This is a genomic window from Microvirga yunnanensis (assembly GCF_025460875.1).
Genome location: NZ_JAMXFI010000051.1, coordinates 1 through 18,344, shown reverse-complemented (window position 1 = coordinate 18,344; position 18,344 = coordinate 1). Strand labels below are relative to the sequence as shown.

Genomic DNA, 18,344 nt, shown 5'->3' with positions numbered 1-18,344 from the left:
GCGGATCGTCCATCGACCGAGATCTTGGATCTGATGGAGGTTGGTAGCAAGAGGATCAACCCGAGCAGGGATCCGGGCCCGGCAAGGGCCGCAGACTTCTTGTCAGGATCCTTCCGAATAATGTTAGCGCTATTCAATCAACATGCGCCAGCTCTCGCCGCAAACGGTTGCCATCAGATCTTCCGGCTGATGAAGCGCGATCCAGTAAGCGCACAACGCCAAGGCATGTCAGCAGCGCGGGTGATCCCGACTCGCATCCCGGTGGTTACTTCAACCGGACGTTCGCAGTCGAAGAGCTGAAAAGGTGCTTGGTCCAGCGGCAGCTCATTATGGGCGATGGTCACGCCCAGAGCCTGGCACAAGCGACCAGGCCCTGAGCAGAGACGACGCAGGTCTTCAACACCGCGTCGCACCTTCATGATCTCGATGCCTGGGGTTGGCTCAAGAGCTCTGACCAGAACCGCGCTGCCCGGCAGACAGACGAAGTTCGGGCACCAGTGCATGCCATACGACCGGTACACGTAGGCACGCCCAGCCGGACCGAACATGGCTCTGTTCCGGGGTGTCGGGCCCGAAAAGCTGTGCGACGCAGGATCGTCACTAGAGTAGGCCTCAGTTTCGACAATCCAGCCTCCGATCCCATCGACAAGGAGGAGGGCTCCCGTCAGATCGCGGGCGACTGCAACCGCATCGCGCGCGAAGTAGGACTGGGGCAGCGTTGTTGCCATTCGCTCGTGCGCTTCGGCAGTCTATTCGGTTCTCCTCAGAGCCTCCTAGGCGGCGGCCGGATTGATGGCATCCTCGGCCAACTCAGACAGGATCTGATCGGTGTTCTCTTCCTCGATCAAAGTCTCTTGGATGAGCCCTTCGGCCTCTGTGAGGCCCAGTTGCTTGGCCCATGCCAGCAGGGTGCCGTAGCGGGTGATCTCGTAATGCTCCACCGCTTGAGCGGCGGCGATCAACCCGGCGTCGAGAGCCTCGCCGCCGCCGAACTCCTGCACGATCTCCTGCCCTTCCTCGATGATGCCCTGAATGGCCCTGCACTCGACACCCGCAGGCTTCTCTCCGAGCAGTTGAAATACCTGCTCCAGACGCTTTACCTGCCCCTCGGTTTCTTTCAGGTGCACGGCAAATGCTCCCTTGAGCTCCTCAGCCTGTGCGGCGTCCGCCATTTGCGGCAGAGCTTTGAGAATAGCGTTCTCGGCGAAGTAGGTGTCCTTGAGCTGGTGCAAAAAGAGGGCTTTTAGATCCTTATCGGCCATTCTCGGTCTCCTGGTCAGGTGGTGCAGCGATACGGACAATCCGTCAGGCCCCTGGGTGTTCCGCGCAGCTCGCGAGCCTCGGGCGGGCAACGCTCATGAGACTCTAGCGTTAGAACGTGCAGCCCATGTGCAGGAGGATCATAATGCCCATCGATTACCGCTCCGAGTTAAAGCGGCCTGTAACTTTGGCGTTAGCTGGAGCTGCCATGCTGGGCTGGCTTGTGGCCTTTGGCGTTGGGCTCTCTTCCTCCGACCAGCGGCAGAAAGCCCAAACGGAAATAACCCGCCTGCAGCAGGCTGAAGCCACCCTGCGACGGCAGCTCGACGAGCAGCAGCGCACCGGAGGAACTCTGGCAGACTTGCAGGCCAGGGTCGCTGGTGCGGAGCAGCAGCTAGCCCAAGTCGCGCAGGCTCGAGAGCAGGCCCAGGCGCAAGTTGCAACCCTGCAGCAAACGGCCCAGACGTCGCAGCAGCAACTCACGCAGACAGCCCAATCCCGTGACCAGCTTCAGGCTCAGCTCGGGACCGTGCAGCAGTCGCTCCAGACAACCCAGCAGCAGCTGGCCCAAGTGACGCAGGCGCGCGAGCAGGCCCAAGCACAGCTCACTGCCACTCTGCAGGACCTGCAGACGCAACAACAGCAACTGACGCAACTCACCCAGGCCCGAACCGAGGTTCAGACCCAGACCGCCACGGCTCAGCAAACGCTGCAAGCCAACGAGCAAAGAGCCGCTGAGCTGGACCGCAGTGTCACGGCACTGTCGCAGCGCCTGCCGGAGATCCAGAACCAGCTCCAGCAGGCGGAGCAACGACTGGCTTCTGTGAAAGAGGAGATTGCCACAGGTGAACAGACGCTCGCGACACGTACGCAGGAAATGTCCGATGTGAGCCGCCGGTTGGAGGAGGCCCGACGGGAGGAAGCAGCAGTTCGCGAGATGATTACTCAAGCTACACAGGAGCTGCTGTCAAGCAGATCAGAACTCGCTGATGTCGAGCAACGCCTCCAGCCGGCGCGCGAGGCACAAGCGTCCACTCAGGCAGAGCTGACCAACCTCCGCTCGGAGCGGGAGCGCCTGACACGGGAACAGACTGAAATCCAGAACCAGGTAACTCAGCAGCGGGCTGATCTTCAGGCCCAATTGGCGAGAGCAACGGATGACTTGGCCGCCCGCAACCGGGAGGTTGCAGAGCTGGAGGGGCGGCTTCAGGCCACTCGTCAGGACCTCGCTGATGCTCAGAGCCAGCTGGCCGGGGTAAGGCAGCAGCTTGGCACGCCACTGGGTGCTCAGGAGCCCTCTGGAGCAGGTACTCCAGCCGATGCGGTTCCTATGTCGCCTGAAACACCCCAATGATCAGCGCGTGTGCCCGGCTCCTCAGGCGTCAGGGCCCCTCAGAAAACGGGTGAGGTGCTCGCTATGTCAGCCCAGGTCAAAAAGAACCCGGCGCGGAGCCGGGTTCGTGTCGATAGGACCGTCAGGAGCATCAAAAGGGCTGCTGAGTAACGCCTGATGCCACGGGTCCGTTCCTGCTGGATACCTGATTACACGCCCCTGCGGCTGCGGGAGAAGTACCAGATCGCGGCCGCGACAATGATCACCAGCAGGATGATCCACCAGTAGTCTGCGATCCCTCCGCCCGTGGCAGCGGGGGGAGCGCCGGGGGCAGGGGCAGGGGCAGGAGCAGGGGCCTGCGCCCAGGCTGATGAAACAGCCAGGAAGAGAAAGCCCAGCAAGGCCGTGAGTTTGCTCATGAGACGTCTCCGTGTGAGGAGGCCCAGCACAGCTACGCCACGCTATTGCCAAGCTGGCCTTCTTGGGCAACGCAGTGTGCGACCGCATGTTCCTGGGCAAGCCGATCTGCGGCGCATAAGCTTTGATCATCATGACGAGACCGGAGCCGCCGCGATGATGAAGAGGGAGACGATCGCCATCGCAGATTTCTATGTGCCGGTGCAGCGGCGTCAAATACTTGATCCGCAGGAAACCTTCCGAAGCAATTCGCGCGGCTCGCCGCATGATAGCCTACCGTTCGCTCTGGCATCTTCTCTGTGTCTGTGGCCCGGAAATCGCGACAGGACCAGAATCCCTGGTCCTCCCTAGTTGAGGTATAGCGGATGAGTGGCTGAACGTAACGGTGAGCTGACCCTCGTCCTTAGATGCGGGCCAGCAACTCTGCCTTCTTGGCGGCAAACTCCTCATCAGTCAGCACCCCGTTCTTGTGTAACTCAGCAAGGCGCTCGAGCGTGGTGAAGATGTCCTCTGAGGATGAGGAGGCCTGGGACGGTGTCGGCGGCGCGGCGCCGGCCGTCATCGAAGCCGCAGGCTTTGGCCCTAGCCCGTTTCGGGTTGGATCAGGGGTGGATGAGCGGCAGCCCGTCTCCACCACCGGCAGATCGTGAAGCCGAACGAGACCGTGTTGACTTACGAACCTCAGAGATTGATCAGCCCCCTGTTGCTGAGACACTCCAGAGATCAGGTGATCCCGCGTGTCGTAGAGGGTGATCTGCCCGCTCCGCTCGATCGCAAGCCTGTGCGCTGCCGGGAAGATCGCGTAGCGCAGGTCATCCTGAGATCCGGCAGACGATGGTTGGCCCAGCTCCGGTGGCCACCACATCCTCGACGGGGAGGCTGCTCCTGCCCCGAACAGGCCTACACCCAGCGCGCTCGACTGCGGGTCTGCCTGCGAGCTGGGTGCTTCCATAATGGATGGCTGCTGGCGCAGGAGTGCGGCCAGTTCGGTGCAGAGGGCATCCACGCGGGCCTTCAAGCCGTGATCGAACAGGGCGCCCACCATGGTCATGCCACCCTGTGTCCACTGACCCATCCCGCCGAGCTCAGGATGGTTGAACTGCGCCATGGTGCCATGACCCACCTCCAGCGCACGAAGTAAGGTTAGAACAGCATCGGCGCTGACCTTATGCCGCTGGGCAGCGTCCGCGACGATCTGCTGACCTTCAGGGGTGAGTTCATGCATCACAGGACGTGCCCGAGGTTGGGTGGTGACAAGGATGAGCAAGCGGCTCCCAGTGACCATACCTGCACCTGAAGGGGCTCACCAGCCTACATTGGAGGGTAGCTTAGGCGTGTATCGGCGAGCGTGGGATCCTCCTGAGCGGCGGATCCTGGCAGAGCGCGAGTTGCACTATCCCTGATCTCGCCCGTTCCCGCGAACTCGTGAGTTTCCAAACTCAGCGGTCGGCGCCTAAATGAGGTGTTCGATCCGGTCGCGAGGACATGATGCACCTCAGAAAGCCGTTCCGGTCCTTAGCTTTCGCCAGCCTTGCCACCGCTGGTTTGGTCCCACCGTGCCTTGGCCAAATTGTTCACGCCGCACCCGGAGCCCGCATCGAGGTATTCGCCCGTGTGCCGGCTGCCCGCGCCATGGCTGTTTGCGGCGAGGCGCTCTACGTCGGCACCAAAGGTAACGCGGTCTATGGCGTCCCTCTGGCCGGTGGACCTGCCGTGCGGGCCGCCTCCGGGCTCGTCGCCCCCAACGGCGTCACTTGTCTCGGAGATCGGCTCTACGTTGCATCGCGCGACCGCATCTCGGCTTTTACGCCCGTGCCTGGCGGCACACTGGCCAACCGAGCCGACCTGCCGATCAGGCTGCCGAACCAAGCCCACCACGGCCTGCGCTACATTCAAGCCGGGCCGGACGGTCGGCTGTACATTTCGATCGGTTCGCCTTGCAACATTTGCCAGCCCGAGGGCTTGCAGGGGACCATCATCAGCCTCAGCCCCAGCGGCGGGGACCTGCGGCGTGTCGCTTGGGGCATCCGCAACTCCGTCGGCTTCGATTGGAACGGCGGCACCCTGTATTTCACCGACAATGGCGCCGATGGAATGGGCGACAACACACCGCCTGACGAGCTCAACGAACTGCAGCCCGGCGCCTTCTATGGCTTTCCGTATTTCGGTGGCTTGACGCGATTGCGCGGATTCGAGGCGGCAGCTCCGCCAGTACCACAAATCCCACCCACGTATGAGTTCCAGGCTCACGTGGCCACGCTCGGGATTCACTTCTATCGCGGTGCCATGTTTCCGGAGTTGCGTGGCGAAGCGCTGGTTGCCGAACATGGGAGCTGGAATCGCAGCACACCGGTCGGGTACCAGGTCGTGCGGCTGCGTTTGGGCAGCAGCCGCTCCGGCAGTGGACAAAGCTTCCTGAGCGGCGTTGGGCGTCCGGTTGACATCGAAGAACTGCCGGATGGATCGCTTGTCGTGTCTGATGACGCCGGAGGTCGGATCTGGCGCGTCAGACGCTGAGCGAACTACCAGCAGGCGTAATGCGGCGGGTGCACCGATAGTGAATGGAGAAGCTCCCGCAGTCCCAGACTTCTTGTCAAAATTCTCCTTATGCGAAATGTTATACTAGATTGTTAGATTCTATCCTGATGTGCGAATCCCTTTACAAACAACGGATTTGCACTCGGATACCGAATGACCCTGCCCTACATCCACCTGAGCCTGGCTGAACGGCGCGAGATCGCTCGCATGCAGCGGCATCGGTCGACCATCTAGCGCGAGATCAAGCGGAACTGGGTTCACGATGCAGATTCCGATTTCATTCGGCCAGGGATTCCGAGATGAAGCCGGCCACGGTTCCGATCAATCTCCGGCCAGCGTTCCGAGATCAATCCGGCCACCATTCCGATTATTGTCCGGCCAGGGGCTGAGACAGCGTCGAAGGGGTATTCCCAGGGTCCGCCGATCAGGCATGAAGGCTCCATTGTTGCAAACAAGGAGCGGCCATGCCGGCAAAGAGAAGGCTGACCATGAGAGCCATACGCCACATCCTGCGCCTGCACGCCAGCGGCGCGAGCGACCGGTCCATCGGACGATCCGTTGGAGCTGCCCGCTCCACTGTCCAGGACACCCTCAAACGGGCCAAGGCTGCCGGGCTGACCTGGCCCTTGCCCGCCGATCTCACCGACACCCTCCTCGAGCAGCGCCTGTTCGCCAAGACTGGCGTCAAGACCGGCCTGCGCCGGCGCCCCGAGCCGGATTGGGCTGCTCTCGCCAAGGAGATGAAGCGCCCGGGCGTCACCATGACCATCCTGCATGAGGAGTACAGGGCAGCCTACCCTGAGGGCTACGGCTACTCGCGCTTTTGCGATCTGCTGCGCGAGTTCGAGCGCCGCCTGTCGCCGACCATGCGCCAGAACCACGTGGCCGGCGACAAGGTGTTCGTCGACTACTCAGGCAAGAAGCTGCCCATCGTCGATCCCGCCACCGGCGAGGTGCGCCAGGCCGAGATCTTCGTGGCGGTGCTCGGCGCCTCCAACCTCACCTACGCCGAGGCGACCTGGACCCAGACCCTGCCGGACTGGGTCGAGGCGCATGTGCGGATGTTCCGCTTCTTGGGCGGCGTGCCCAAGCTCATCGTGCCGGACAACCTCAAGAGCGGCGTGCATAAGGCGTCCTTCTACGATCCCGAGCTCAACCGCAGCTACGGCAAGCTCGCGGCCCATTACGATGTTGGCGTCCTGCCCACCCGCAGCCGCAAGCCCCGGGACAAGAGCAAGGTGGAGGTGGGCGTGCGCTTTGCCCAGTTCTACATCCTCGGGCGTCTGCGCAACCACACCTTCTTCTCGCTCGCCGAGGCCAATGCCGCCATCGCGGGCGTGGTCGAGCGCATGAACGCCGCACCCCTGCGTCGCCTCGGCATCAGCCGGCGCGAACTCTTCGAGACGGTGGAGAGACCCACCCTCGCGGCCTTGCCGGCAGATGACTATGAGTTCGCGCAATGGCAGTTCGCCCGCGTCGGGCTGGACTATCATATCGAGGTGGAAGGCTTCTTCTACTCCGTGCCCTTCGGCCTCATCGGCGAGCAGGTCGATGTGCGCCTGACGCAGCGCACCCTCGAGGCCTTCCACAAGGGCGAGCGGGTGGCCGCCCACAGCCGTCGCTATGGCGGACAGGCGCATGGCACCAAGCCCGAGCACATGCCGGCCTCGCATCGGCATTACGCCTCCTGGTCGCCGGAGCGCTTCCGCTCCTGGGCCGCTGCGTTCGGTCCCAACACTGAGATGCTGATCGGCGCCATCCTGGCCTCCCGCCGCCATCCCGAGCAGGGCTATCGCACCTGTATTGGCGTGCTGCGCCACATGCGCGGTCTTTCCAAGGAGCGGGTCGAGGCGGCTTCCGCCAAAGCCCTGGCGATCAGAGCCTTCTCCTCCAAGGGCATCGTCGTGCTGCTTGATGCCCGCCCGAGCCCTGAGCCTGCTTCCCCCGAGCGTCCTGCCATCACCCACCGCAACATCCGCGGACCGGGCTACTTCCATTGAAGGAGACCACGAGCATGTTGACCCACCCCACTCTCGAGTTGCTGCACGATCTCGGCCTGCATGGCATGGCCCGGGGCTTCAAGGCGCTCAGCGACAATCCTGAGGCACCGGCGCTGGGCCATGCCGAATGGCTTGGTCTGATCCTGGATCATGAGGTAACGCTGCGGCAGCAGAAGCGCTTCGAGACCCGCGCCAGAACTGCCCGGCTGCGCCATCCCGCCAGCGTGGAGGATGTCGACTTCCGGGCCCCGCGCTCGCTCGACCGGGCCTTGTTCCTCAAGCTGGCATCGTGCGACTGGATCCGCGAGCGGCGCAATCTGCTGATCACCGGCCCGTGCGGGGTAGGCAAGAGCTGGCTCGCCTGCGCGCTCGGGCACCGGGCCTGCCGGGAGGATCTGTCGGTGCTCTACCATCGGGTGCCGCGGCTGTTTGCGGCTCTCGCCCTGGCGCGCACGCAAGGCCGCTATGCCCGTCTGCTGCGGACGCTGGCGCGGGCGAAGTTGCTGGTTCTGGACGATTGGGGCCCGGAGCCGCTCACCCCTGAACAGCAGCGGGACTTGATGGAGATCGTGGAGGACCGGTACGATTCCGGCTCGCTGCTGATCACCAGCCAGGTGCCGGTGGAGAAGTGGTACGAGATGATCGGCATTCCGACGCTGGCGGATGCTATTCTCGACCGGGTTGTCCACAACGCCTATCGCCTGAGTTTGACGGGCGAGAGCCTGCGCAAGACCCGCGCGCTCGATGGGGCGGCTTGACCTTCGCAGGAGTGTCACTCACGCTGCAACACAAGGACCCAGGGACTGTCCTCAGGTGGCCGACTTCAGATCGGAATCATGGCCGGCTTGAAATCGGAATGCATGGCCGACATCGCGTCGGAACAACTGGCCGACTTCGTTGGAATCCGCATTCACGATGAAGAGGCGTTGTATCGCGGCTATTTCCATATGGCCGCCAACATGCAAGCCCAGGCTCGGCGTCTGGGCAAACTCTCCGCAACCCGGGGCTTGCAGCCTACGTTAGGGATCGCCTTAAGCTGGATGGTCGCCCGAGCAGATTGCCGGCCGGCTGCGGGTATCAGGCGCACGAGAGCGCGGCTCGCATGAAACAATTACCGGTTTGTCTATGGCCCCCAAGGGCAGCATCTTGGCCTGTACCAGGATCTGCCCCTGCGTGGCACCGGCGTCGAGCGCGCTATCAGCGCAAGCCTCGCGGTCTCGTCATTCCGGCCGGCATCACCATCGAGCAACGCCCGGCAGAGATCGCCAAACGCACGAGCTTTGGTCACTGGGAAGGTGACCGGACGATGTTTTGCAAGGAGTTGGGCGAGCACAATCTGCAGCAGCTCACCAATAGTCGGCTTCGGCCCGTCTGATCAAGCTGCTCCTCTTTGTGCCCTCCTCCCATACTAGCGTGAGTAACGAGAATTGTCGCACCACATCCAGGCTCGGGGAACCCGATCAGCAAGCCGCTTCCTGACTGGGTGTGTCACAAGTACAGGATTGAGCCTGAGCGCTGTCGCTCGTTAGTAACGCAGAAACGGTGACCTTAAACTTGATGCCAACGTCGAAAGCCAAAACATCGGCTCCGATAGCTTGGACCAGCGGGCTGCGTCTCTTGCGCGCGCATCCACGGCGTTGCGCGTTGATCAGGGCGCGCCGACAACCCTCAAAAAGCGCAATCAGAGTTCGCCCACAGGTCCACACGACGGGATGCATAAAGTTAGAGGTATTGAGCCTCGTCCCTGCCAGTCGTTAGTAACACACAAAAACTACGGTATTGAGCCTCGATCAATCCGGCGCCAACATCGCCTCGACGAACAAACCACGATGCTGTTTCGTCCTGTCGGCACATCGGAAGGAGAGCGGCCTCCGCCGACCCCGTTAGTAACGAAGGGACTACACTCGGAGGCAGAAGGTCATTCTATGAATGCGCTCAGTGCGGGATCGGACCGAATCCGCACGAGCAGCCATTGCTACCTTTGGATATTGATCGTGAGCGACATCGCACACTGAGCATGCGTTACTAACACCAACCAGGCCGCACGCCCTGCGTCGAAACTACGGTATTGAGCCTGTGCAGCTCGGGCTAAAGCATGACTCCAAAGGACTGACTCCTGGGTGACCAGCAGCACCAAAGACCAGCAAAAAGTTGAGCGCACGATGTTACGAATTTGAGCCCGAGAGCTCAAGGTTGTTAGCGACCCACACAAACTGAGGTATTGAGCCTTGGTGTGACGGCAGTTACTAACGATCATGACATGGACCGGCGGGTATGCGGTGGGTGCAAGCTTAGAGGCACCTGCGGAGAGTTTGCGGTATTGAGCCTCAGCCCCACCCTCCGTTAGTAACGCACAAAAATACAGTACGAGCTTTGCTCCAGACTTTGCGTTAGTAACGTCTCAACGCGCCGGAGGGATAACATGCTTGGCTCGCCCCGTTAGTAACGAAAAGCTCTGTACTCGGGGAGCATGAAAACTTCGTGAGCCTGCCCGATAGCGGATGGCACCAAAGCCACCGGGCGCGATCAACATGACGAATATCCGATAACCGCGACCGTTCGAGACCAAGCTCTGGAGCACCATCGTGCACTGAGCCGGCGTTACTAACATTGGAGAGGCCGCACGCACTGCGTCGAAACTGTGGTATTGAGCCTGCGCCTGACTCGGTCGGTCCTGCTCCAGGATACCCCGCCCAAAGAGTAGCGAAAAGCTGGACCCATAACATTTGCGGAATTGAGCCCAGCAGGTTCGGAGCCTCGGCTGCAGGAGCTGCCTGCATAAAAACAGTGGTATTGAGCCCTCACCTACCCTTCCACGCGAGCCGCTCCTGACCAAGGTGCCGTCCACAGCTTTTGCACCCGCCTGGAGTTCACGGCGATAGCGTTTGCCGCAATCTCTGTTAGTAACGGAACCTTCCGTAGCCCGTGAGTAACAGGGAGAGATTAGTGGCCCAGTCCAATGCCGAGCGGCAGCGCATCCACAAGGAACGGCTCAAACAGAAAGCTGCCGAGGGCATGGCGCTCGCTGATCTGATGCTGGAGAACCAGCATGCCTTAGAGGGCCTCATCACCCAGATCAGGCAGATCGTGCACCAAGCCGGAGGCAGAGCGGCGGAACATGCGCATCCTCCTGGAACACTGAGCTTGCCGCCAGCGGAGGTCGACCGCCTCGCCAGAATGAAAGAGTTTCGGTCCTTCGGCGAGGACGGCAGCACCGAGCACCAGGCTTTCCGCTTTCTTGGGATGTCGGTGCAACAATGGGCCACAATGCCTCGTGAGCTGCTGGAGGTCTTCGGGCTGACTGACGTGGTTGCCGAATGGCACCGGCAGCCCGATGAGAGCATCATCAAAGATAACGAGCGGCAGCCTGAGAATGCAGAAATTGAGGAGCATCTTGCCCAAACGCCAAGCCCTGCAGGTGAGGAATTCCATCCTCTCCCGGAGACCGCAGAAGGCTCATGGATACCGACACTCGAGATCACCTCTCCAAAGGCTCCAGAGCCCCTAGACTTCCAATCACTCCATAGGGCTTATCTCCAGTGGCTGGACGTGTTTTGTCCGCATCCGGCGCGCACAATAGAACGTTGGGGGTGGGTACAGGAGAACCTATTTCCACATGATGGAGCCCTGTGGAGGTACATTGGTAGACCCAGGGACATACCTGCCGCCAACTGGTCTCCACGTTATGAAAGCGAGGATGGGCGGATAATTATCCAGTCTATTGAGCCGGAAGACGACAACTCTGCCTCAACACAGAGCATAACGGCGAAGCACAGCGACCATTCATGACCAACTTGGACTGATATCCCGGGTGCACTCTATGCCCACGTGGACAGGGCAGGCGAATGTGCGCATGTCATGATCAGTATGGAGGTAAAGATTTTCATAAATGGCAGCTCCACAGAGTTGGGCTCTGTGGAGAATTCCGTCACCTCCGCCTGAACCTGGCCTCAGACGGGACGTGCTGGCATCGGCGGAATCAATCATCCGTCTCGGTGGCAGCGTCGCCGCCGTCTTCTTCTGCGGCAGGGAAATTGTCCGCAGCATTCGCGCTGGGCCCTCAAGCGCTCCCGCTCGGCCGGTGCAGCCATTGGATAATCGCGGGGCAGACCCCATTTTTTACGGTAGGTTTTAGGGGTGAGTTTGAGACTGCTCAAATGCGAGTAAAGCGACTTGTACAGCTGGCCGTCCTCGAGCGAGATTATGGCGTGATGAAGGATCGAGCGCTCGACCGGGACTGCCGGAGCTGGTCTTGGGCCACTCTGTGGCTTTGGCGCCGCCGCGATGATTTCGTCGAGAAAGATCTTAAGGCGATCTTCGACTCGCTCGGAGGCGGAAGGAGCGTCTTGCCGGGACAGAATCAGAGCGAGCCTCACGCTCAAGCGGACGATTTCGTCAATTGAATAAGAAGTGTGTTCCGTCATGATTGTTATTTGGATGAGTGGGTTGAATTTAGCCTGAGCCGGTAGCGCCAACGTTCTGAGGACACTGCGCCGAACGAGGGTCTGAGCACATCGTTTCCTTGGCTCTTATGTTGACCCTAAGCGGATCATGGCTTCGTTGAGTTCGAAATCGGCTCAGGATGTTGTTCGATAGTCAATTTGCATTTGTCTGATTGCGATTGACTCTTTCCTAGTTGGTGTTGCTATTCTCCGACCAAGCCGATCCTCCAGTGAGGATTTAGAGGGCTGGCGGCAGACCTGGATATACGCAGGCGTTGCTCAGCATCCTCTGCCCGTCTCCGGGATCTTTTGGTTGCCCTTCTTTGACCTTCAGCTTCCGCGATGACTGTCTCAAACCCAACCAAGGGATCGGCATACCTCACCCTTCCGTTGCCCTGTGTGGAGGGCTGTCGTCCCAGGCTATCCACATTCATGCGTGCTGCTGCTGTTGTTAGTAATGAAGGTCCTGTCTCCTGCTCTAACCGCGCTTCAGTTCTGCGCCGGCAGTCTTCACCTTGAGGGGATTCACTGGTTCCAGTGATACCCGAGCGAACGGCCCGTCTCGTTGTCCGAGATCTCCGCCCTCAACAGCGCGCTCAGGCCGTCTCAGGTGTCTTCCAAGGGATGAACGAGATGTAGGCGAACGTGACGAACAACACAGTCAGCGACCCTTGCACGGCAATGCGCATCTCCGTTGGCTCCTTGCTGCTGACGTCATAGATCAGGGCACAACTCTGGCCTGTCCGGTCAGCCCGGGTCTCGGCCCACATGAGCTCGATTTCGACATGCCCGGGCGTGTGGGTCACCACATAGCCGCCAACCCGGTGCGAAGTTGGCAGGTTGAGGGTGAGGGTTTTCTGCTTCGCCTTCCCCTCCAGGGTGATGTCGCCAATGCCGGCGGCATGGCCCCTGGCACCCGGTCCGCGACTTCGGAAGGCACCGGTGAAGGAGATGCGGGAACCAGGCGCCAATGGGATCAGATCGATGAGGCGGCGGGCGGCGCCGGCCGGGAAGGTTGGTCCGTCGGCCACGAGGCGGTCCAGGATGGCATGCGCCTCCAGCCGAGCAGATAGGTCAAGCTGTTGTTCATTCATAATGGTACGGCAGGTCAGTGATGGGCCGCGAGCCATCAAAGCGTGGCAAAGCGGCCCGATGAGAGGATCCAACCTCGAGTCCCTGGGCTCAGGTCAGCTGTTCACTTCAGGGATTTTTTCTTTTCGTCCCTCAAAACAAACACTCTCGTCCACCTTTCGCTGCGCACTCCCTGTCGCTGGCAAATGCTTCGTTAGAGAACCTTTATGTACGGCCAGCCCGGAGGTGCTGTGGCGATCTCCACCACAGGGCGCCTCATCGACCTGTCGAAATTGCAGTGCACCGTCGAAGCGCCACCCCGAGATTGGTAATAGGCAAGCATCTCGGAAGGACTGCTCGTTTCCCAAATAGGATCTTTACTGGTGATCATGGCCGGCGACCGCGCCGTCTGAGGCGAGGCGCGACGGGGTTGAAGGGGCCTTGATCGGCCCACCCCAACGCCGAAGCCTCAGTGGCCGAGGCGAACTGGCATGGCAATCTTGTCGTGATTGAACGCGGCCTGGGCTGTTTGATGTCGACGCCGTTCAGGCAACGATAGGCATGCCGTGAACTGCAAATGTCCTATGCGGTAGTGATCAACGCCGCGCTGGCCAAGCATGGCTCGGAAGACCCGATGGGTACGGATGCAAGAGGTGCGATGCAGGCGCTCGACGTTCTGACATAGGCGGGTTAGACGATACATCGCCCGAAATTGTTGCTCTCCCTGGTCCATGTGGCCGGCGCGAACGAGTTCAGTTCCAAGTCGTCTGGATCGGAGGATCGTAGGAGAAAACGGCGGATAACGGCCCTTTTGACAAGAAGTCCGTGGCCGTTGGATTGGCCTGTCGCTGCGGAGCTGAGTTGGCTTCCGTTCCCGATCATTCAGCGCCTCGGTGATCTCGACCTGCGTCCCGAAGGCATCAAAGCATACAGAGTTGATTTTATTGGCTATTCGGATTTAGGTGTAGCTTCCGTTTCACCGGTGCCAAGGGGCTGACGCCAGAGGCCACACGACCAATAAAAAATTTACCTTGCATTTATGGAGATAAGATCCACAAATGCAAGGATGATCGAACGTCGTATTACCGCCGAGCTGAACGAATTGCTCGACAGCTATCCTGCCGTCGCCCTCCTGGGCCCGCGGCAGGTCGGCAAAACGACACTAGCTCTGACCATCGGGGAGCACCGTCCGTCGATCTATCTCGACCTGGAATCCGATGCTGATCGCGCCAGGCTGTCAGAACCAGAACTCTATCTCGCCGGCCATGAAGACAAGCTTGTCATTCTTGATGAAGTCCAGCGGCTACCGGATCTGTTTCAGAACTTGCGCGGTCTCATCGACCGCGGTCGCCGCAAGGGGCGGCGGACGGGCCGCTTCCTTCTGCTCGGATCCGCGTCACTCGATCTCCTGAAGCAGTCGGGCGAAAGCTTAGCCGGCCGGATCGCCTATCTCGAAATGCACCCGATCGATGGATTGGAGGTTCCGGCCTCAGACTTGAACCGATTGTGGCTGCGTGGTGGCTTCCCGGACAGCTATCTGGCCGCCAGTGATCGTAGCAGCCAGCGGTGGCGACAGGATTTCATCCGAACGTACCTGGAGCGCGATATTCCCTTGCTGGGGCCGCGCATTCCGGCCGAGACCCTACGTCGCTTCTGGACCATGCTGGCGCACCACCAATCCGGGCTCCTCAATGCCGCCGAATTCGCCCGTGCCCTGGGCGTGGATGGCAAGACCGTGGCCTCCTATCTCGATCTGCTGGTCAACCTGCTGCTCGTTCGCCGCCTGGAGCCCTGGCATGCCAACGTCGGCAAACGCCTCGTCAAGTCCCCGCGCGTCTATGTCCGCGATAGCGGCGTCACACATACCCTGCTTGGACTTGCAACGCAGGATGACGTGTTGGGTCACCCTGTAGCTGGAGCCAGTTGGGAGGGCTTTGTCATCGAATCCCTGATTGCCGCCGCCCCTTCCGACACACAGGCAAACTTCTACCGGACATCCGCAGGCGCGGAAATTGACCTACTCCTCACCTTGCCCGGTCGTCACTCATGGGCCATCGAGATCAAGCGTAGTCTGGCACCGAAGGTAGAGAAGGGTTTCCATCACGCCTGTGAGGATCTCAAACCCGAACGCCGCATCGTTGTCTATCCAGGAGCAGAATCTTTTCCTCTGAAGGATGACATTGAGGTGATGCCATTGCCAACTCTCGGTCAGGCGCTGTTGGCGGAAAGATGACCTTTGCATCAAAACCTCTAGCGACCCCTCCACACCCAAATCCGAATAGCCATTTTATTGATTGGATCGGGCTCCATAGCGTTTCTTGGCCCCGCTTGGTATGCTGGCTTGCTTGGCTGTCGTGGAACTACGAAGCGTTGTCATGACTCCTCTCGAAGAAATCATCGGATCCCATCGCTGGCAAACCGCGCATCCATCACTCTGGGAGCCGGAGATGAACCTGCGGCCGTTCCTGGGCCTTATCCTCGATCGGTCTACAGGCACTATCAGTGTCGAGGCTTTCGCGGTCGATCTCGAGGCCGACGAGTGGATCCTTCTGCTCCTCAGGTCAGATGATACCTGGGACGGGCGAAAGGCTTGGGCGGACGATCTGCTGGCATGGGCGATACCCTTGGGCGGCATGAGAACGCCGATCGATATCCCGATTGTGTACGAAGCACCGGATGGCAGTGATAGCCTCACACCGTGCGATCCAGAGGTCGGACGCCAGATCGCACTGGCGGAGGAGATCATGCACGAGGATCATGATATCCTGCAAGCCTTGGCAAAATGATGGATTGGCATCCGCCTATAAACCATTGAGATCCGCAACCTCGCCCTGCGACAACCGTCGACAACTGTTGTCCGGCATCATCACACACAAGCAGCCGGCATCGTCTGTGAAGTACACAGGATTTCCTTTTTTCTGATGCTCCGCGACAGCCTCGGCGATGGCCTCCCTGATTGCAAACCTGAGTTGCTCAGACCATTTGGGTCCTCCGTACTTGAGATCGTCGTCCTTCTTTGTGTGCCCGTCCTCATTGGTAGTCATGCGCACCTTCTACAGCCCGAATGACCTCTTCGCTGTGCCCTGACCGCAGCCGGTCGATCGGTGCCGCGCTATCGGTGTACGGGTTGGGCGTGACCAACCACTCCCACGCCTCCTCCGGTGATGGGAAGTATCCAGCAACCCGATCGAGCCCTTCGATCGGTCGGGAATGATCAAACTGCCGAACCGGATAAACGAACCCATGGGCGTCCTTGCGGAAGGCAATAACCGTCCCGCTATCTCGCCAACGTTCGAGCCTCGCGATGGAGATACCGAGCTTCTCCGCGATGCGGTCAGCAGCCAGGAGTTCGGATGCGGCCCAGTCCGTCGAGTCATCATCGACTGTGATTTCGTCCAGCAGCGCTGCCCCCTCTTCCAGGCTGACCAATGGACCAAGGCCGGATCCCTTATGGAAGTGCACGCCGTTCCTGGGAGCGCCGAGCGGTCTGTCCAAAGGCCGAGGGCCGTTTTCCACTGCCCGAGGAGCCCCATGGTCAAGACTTGCAAGATCGTCTGCAAGGAGGGCCGTGATGTCGCCAGGGGTTTCCTCTGTGGACAGAACCCGTCCCGGATCTGGTCCTTCATGATCTCGAGCAATGTCGATGACGTGCTCGAGGCGCCCTGCTCTGAGAGCCTCAAGCGGAGAAATCCCCTCCAGCGCATCGTCTGGAACCAGGAGCCATTCGAGCCGCATCCAGTCCGCCCGGATCGACATCACGGCTAAGTCCTCGGAGAGCCCTGTCACGACCCCGTCCGGCGTGAACTGACAGGCTGGATAGCGGTAGCCTTCTTGTGTCTCGACAGCGATAAGCTCCCCCGCCTTACGCCGCTCGTCGACTAATTGCTCGGGTATTTTGAGGATCGCGCCGACGTACGAGGGCATGTAGAGCCCACCAGCCAGTTCGACCAACTCGGCTTTACGCATCTCACCGGCCGCCATCAACTCGGCTATCGCTTTCTCGGTCATCTCAGTAGCAAGTCTCCGTATGCGTCTCCGATGCTTTGCCGATTGTTCATCGGCGAGAGGCAATCAGTAGCCCCTCCTCTGTGCTCACGCGTACACGCCGTGCTCAATCCGTCCACGCTGCGTCAGGACGCGCTCGGCCTTACCTTGGAGCACGAGTTCCAAAGGTGTCGTCTGCAGCACTTGGTTATACTCAAGGAGCCACGGCAGGCCCTCTTCACCATGAACCTCCTGTGCCCGTCCGATGACCGTGGCGATCTCCGGCCCAGATCCTTTGAGTGACCTGAGTTGCTCGATGTGGCCTTCAAGACGGGCGATCGCTTGGTCAATGGCTTGATCGGCGTTTGCGGTCGCGTAGGGCTTGAAGTCTCTATCTGGTTCGATGGGCGGCATGTGAACTCCTCCGCGAAGGAACTTCAGGAGCACGAACTGGCCCGCCTCCGTCGCCAGTAGCTCATCGGGCGAACGCCCGCCGAACCACTGGTGAGGTCTCTTCAGGAAGTCCTCAGGATCATCGTAAAGATCTGCAATCAGGGCGCGGATCTCGTCGGCCACCTGTGTCATGGACGAGAGTCTAAAGAGAGTCTAACATCGCGGCTGCTTGGGGCGAATTCTGTCGGAGATCGCGATTGCAATTGAGCTGACGTGAAACATAATCCCGATCATGGGGACGGGGTTCTCTGTCGAGCGGTCATGACCTCCACCGAGTCTCATCAGGACATTATGGCGGCGATCGAACGCCACTGGACGATGCATGCACTCCGGCGGTTCTGCGAGCGCTACAATCTCGACGATTATGATCCCGCCTCCTTGATCGACCTCGTCGATCGGATCGAGCTCAAGTACCGAGTTGCTTTTGCGAATCCGTACTGGGACCCCTACCCCAGGGTCATGATCATCGCCAAGCTGACACGTCGCAATCTCTCAGCATCTTCGAAGGTAAGGATCGTCTACCAGCGACGAGAGCAGATGATTGTGACCGTGCTCCCGCTGAGGCTGGACCCCAACCGCCCCAACAAGCTCAAGACGCTGAGGGTGTAATGCAAGTCGTGCATTCAGCCTGCGGGGAATGGGGCCTGAGAGTTTTGACAAGAAGTCGGTAACCGGTGCCGTGCCATGTTGCTCCCGATCGGGAGGATTTCATGCGCACTAACCAGCGGCTGGCCCAGCTCTGGCTCGACGCCCTGGCCACCGAACTCGGGGCCTCGGCGGGCACCATCGCCACCTACACCGATGATCTCAACTGTTACCTCACCTGGCTGGAGGAACACCACCTCG

The 18,344-nt window shown here is 60.4% G+C and carries 18 protein-coding genes; 9 read left to right on the top strand and 9 right to left on the bottom strand.

The genetic code is table 11. From position 1 onward, the window contains the following. Positions 1 to 173: 173 nt before the first annotated feature. Entirely contained in the window at positions 174 to 728 is a 555-nt protein-coding gene (locus NF876_RS22925) for a DNA-3-methyladenine glycosylase (RefSeq protein ID WP_262270864.1), read from the bottom strand. A gap of 45 nt (positions 729 to 773) precedes the next feature. Then, positions 774 to 1,262 (bottom strand): YciE/YciF ferroxidase family protein, encoded by a 489-nt coding sequence (locus NF876_RS22920; RefSeq protein ID WP_262270863.1) that lies wholly within the window; start codon positions 1,260 to 1,262, stop codon positions 774 to 776. Positions 1,263 to 1,405: 143 nt separating this feature from the next. Here NF876_RS22920 and NF876_RS22915 point away from each other — a divergent pair, with 143 nt between their 5' ends. Further along, positions 1,406 to 2,614: a coiled-coil domain-containing protein gene (locus NF876_RS22915; RefSeq protein ID WP_262270862.1), complete on the top strand. Its 1,209-nt coding sequence runs from the start codon at positions 1,406 to 1,408 to the stop codon at positions 2,612 to 2,614. Positions 2,615 to 2,802: 188 nt separating this feature from the next. Here the strand turns inward: NF876_RS22915 and NF876_RS22910 are convergent, their stop codons facing one another. After that, complete coding sequence (locus tag NF876_RS22910) at positions 2,803 to 3,012, bottom strand: hypothetical protein (RefSeq protein ID WP_262270861.1); 210 nt, start codon at positions 3,010 to 3,012, stop codon at positions 2,803 to 2,805. Positions 3,013 to 3,413: 401 nt separating this feature from the next. Further along, complete coding sequence (locus NF876_RS22905; RefSeq protein ID WP_262270860.1) at positions 3,414 to 4,235, bottom strand: SHOCT domain-containing protein; 822 nt, start codon at positions 4,233 to 4,235, stop codon at positions 3,414 to 3,416. 488 nt (positions 4,236 to 4,723) lie between these two features. Between NF876_RS22905 and NF876_RS22900 the strand changes: the two genes are divergently transcribed. From NF876_RS22900 to NF876_RS22880, 5 genes are all read left to right on the top strand, one after another. Continuing rightward, entirely contained in the window at positions 4,724 to 5,527 is an 804-nt protein-coding gene (locus tag NF876_RS22900; RefSeq protein ID WP_262270859.1) for a PQQ-dependent sugar dehydrogenase, read from the top strand. Positions 5,528 to 6,012: 485 nt separating this feature from the next. Continuing rightward, positions 6,013 to 7,548 carry an IS21 family transposase gene (istA, locus tag NF876_RS22895; RefSeq protein WP_262270858.1) on the top strand — a complete coding sequence of 512 codons (1,536 nt, stop codon included), beginning with the start codon at positions 6,013 to 6,015 and terminating at the stop codon, positions 7,546 to 7,548. Between the two features lie 14 nt (positions 7,549 to 7,562). Beyond that, the gene (gene istB, locus NF876_RS22890; protein WP_262270857.1) at positions 7,563 to 8,306 is read left to right on the top strand and encodes an IS21-like element helper ATPase IstB; all 744 of its coding nucleotides are present in this window, start codon (positions 7,563 to 7,565) and stop codon (positions 8,304 to 8,306) included. Between the two features lie 78 nt (positions 8,307 to 8,384). Next, positions 8,385 to 8,654 carry a hypothetical protein gene (locus NF876_RS22885; protein WP_262270856.1) on the top strand — a complete coding sequence of 90 codons (270 nt, stop codon included), beginning with the start codon at positions 8,385 to 8,387 and terminating at the stop codon, positions 8,652 to 8,654. Positions 8,655 to 10,494: 1,840 nt separating this feature from the next. Then, positions 10,495 to 11,337 (top strand): hypothetical protein, encoded by an 843-nt coding sequence (locus NF876_RS22880; protein WP_262270855.1) that lies wholly within the window; start codon positions 10,495 to 10,497, stop codon positions 11,335 to 11,337. 194 nt (positions 11,338 to 11,531) lie between these two features. Here NF876_RS22880 and NF876_RS22875 read toward each other — a convergent pair whose 3' ends face one another. Both NF876_RS22875 and NF876_RS22870 read right to left on the bottom strand, forming a co-directional pair. Continuing rightward, positions 11,532 to 11,972: a MucR family transcriptional regulator gene (locus tag NF876_RS22875; RefSeq protein WP_262270854.1), complete on the bottom strand. Its 441-nt coding sequence runs from the start codon at positions 11,970 to 11,972 to the stop codon at positions 11,532 to 11,534. A 614-nt stretch (positions 11,973 to 12,586) separates the two neighbouring features. Further along, the gene (locus NF876_RS22870; RefSeq protein ID WP_262270853.1) at positions 12,587 to 13,021 is read right to left on the bottom strand and encodes a hypothetical protein; all 435 of its coding nucleotides are present in this window, start codon (positions 13,019 to 13,021) and stop codon (positions 12,587 to 12,589) included. A 1,106-nt stretch (positions 13,022 to 14,127) separates the two neighbouring features. On the opposite strand from NF876_RS22870, the gene NF876_RS22865 reads away from it, so the two are divergent. Further along, positions 14,128 to 15,294, top strand: a complete 1,167-nt coding sequence (locus tag NF876_RS22865; RefSeq protein ID WP_262270852.1) for an ATP-binding protein — start codon at positions 14,128 to 14,130, stop codon at positions 15,292 to 15,294. A 214-nt stretch (positions 15,295 to 15,508) separates the two neighbouring features. Continuing rightward, positions 15,509 to 15,847 (top strand): hypothetical protein, encoded by a 339-nt coding sequence (locus NF876_RS22860; RefSeq protein WP_262270851.1) that lies wholly within the window; start codon positions 15,509 to 15,511, stop codon positions 15,845 to 15,847. Positions 15,848 to 15,862: 15 nt separating this feature from the next. Here the strand turns inward: NF876_RS22860 and NF876_RS22855 are convergent, their stop codons facing one another. The 3 genes from NF876_RS22855 to NF876_RS22845 all read right to left on the bottom strand — a co-directional run bounded on the left by NF876_RS22855 (position 15,863) and on the right by NF876_RS22845 (position 17,621). After that, complete coding sequence (locus tag NF876_RS22855) at positions 15,863 to 16,105, bottom strand: phage tail protein (RefSeq protein WP_262270850.1); 243 nt, start codon at positions 16,103 to 16,105, stop codon at positions 15,863 to 15,865. Then, entirely contained in the window at positions 16,092 to 17,069 is a 978-nt protein-coding gene (locus NF876_RS22850; RefSeq protein WP_262270849.1) for an antitoxin Xre/MbcA/ParS-like domain-containing protein, read from the bottom strand. The genes NF876_RS22855 and NF876_RS22850 overlap by 14 nt, the downstream gene beginning before the upstream one ends. A gap of 84 nt (positions 17,070 to 17,153) precedes the next feature. Next, entirely contained in the window at positions 17,154 to 17,621 is a 468-nt protein-coding gene (locus NF876_RS22845) for an MbcA/ParS/Xre antitoxin family protein (protein WP_262270848.1), read from the bottom strand. Between the two features lie 138 nt (positions 17,622 to 17,759). On the opposite strand from NF876_RS22845, the gene NF876_RS22840 reads away from it, so the two are divergent. Further along, complete coding sequence (locus NF876_RS22840; RefSeq protein ID WP_262270847.1) at positions 17,760 to 18,107, top strand: hypothetical protein; 348 nt, start codon at positions 17,760 to 17,762, stop codon at positions 18,105 to 18,107. Positions 18,108 to 18,344: the final 237 nt, after the last annotated feature.

Excerpts from the sequence above, each read along its gene's own strand:
- istA (WP_262270858.1), top strand. The coding sequence starts at position 6,013 with ATGCCGGCAAAGAGAAGGCTGACCATGAGAGCCATACGCCACATCCTG.
- NF876_RS22910 (WP_262270861.1), bottom strand. The coding sequence starts at position 3,012 with ATGAGCAAACTCACGGCCTTGCTGGGCTTTCTCTTCCTGGCTGTTTCA.
- NF876_RS22920 (WP_262270863.1), bottom strand. The coding sequence starts at position 1,262 with ATGGCCGATAAGGATCTAAAAGCCCTCTTTTTGCACCAGCTCAAGGAC.
- NF876_RS22905 (WP_262270860.1), bottom strand. The coding sequence starts at position 4,235 with ATGCATGAACTCACCCCTGAAGGTCAGCAGATCGTCGCGGACGCTGCC.
- NF876_RS22875 (WP_262270854.1), bottom strand. The coding sequence starts at position 11,972 with ATGACGGAACACACTTCTTATTCAATTGACGAAATCGTCCGCTTGAGC.
- NF876_RS22925 (WP_262270864.1), bottom strand. The coding sequence starts at position 728 with ATGGCAACAACGCTGCCCCAGTCCTACTTCGCGCGCGATGCGGTTGCA.
- NF876_RS22850 (WP_262270849.1), bottom strand. The coding sequence starts at position 17,069 with ATGACCGAGAAAGCGATAGCCGAGTTGATGGCGGCCGGTGAGATGCGT.
- NF876_RS22855 (WP_262270850.1), bottom strand. The coding sequence starts at position 16,105 with ATGACTACCAATGAGGACGGGCACACAAAGAAGGACGACGATCTCAAG.
- NF876_RS22915 (WP_262270862.1), top strand. The coding sequence starts at position 1,406 with ATGCCCATCGATTACCGCTCCGAGTTAAAGCGGCCTGTAACTTTGGCG.
- NF876_RS22865 (WP_262270852.1), top strand. The coding sequence starts at position 14,128 with ATGATCGAACGTCGTATTACCGCCGAGCTGAACGAATTGCTCGACAGC.
- NF876_RS22885 (WP_262270856.1), top strand. The coding sequence starts at position 8,385 with ATGGCCGGCTTGAAATCGGAATGCATGGCCGACATCGCGTCGGAACAA.
- NF876_RS22840 (WP_262270847.1), top strand. The coding sequence starts at position 17,760 with ATGACCTCCACCGAGTCTCATCAGGACATTATGGCGGCGATCGAACGC.
- istB (WP_262270857.1), top strand. The coding sequence starts at position 7,563 with ATGTTGACCCACCCCACTCTCGAGTTGCTGCACGATCTCGGCCTGCAT.
- NF876_RS22860 (WP_262270851.1), top strand. The coding sequence starts at position 15,509 with ATGAACCTGCGGCCGTTCCTGGGCCTTATCCTCGATCGGTCTACAGGC.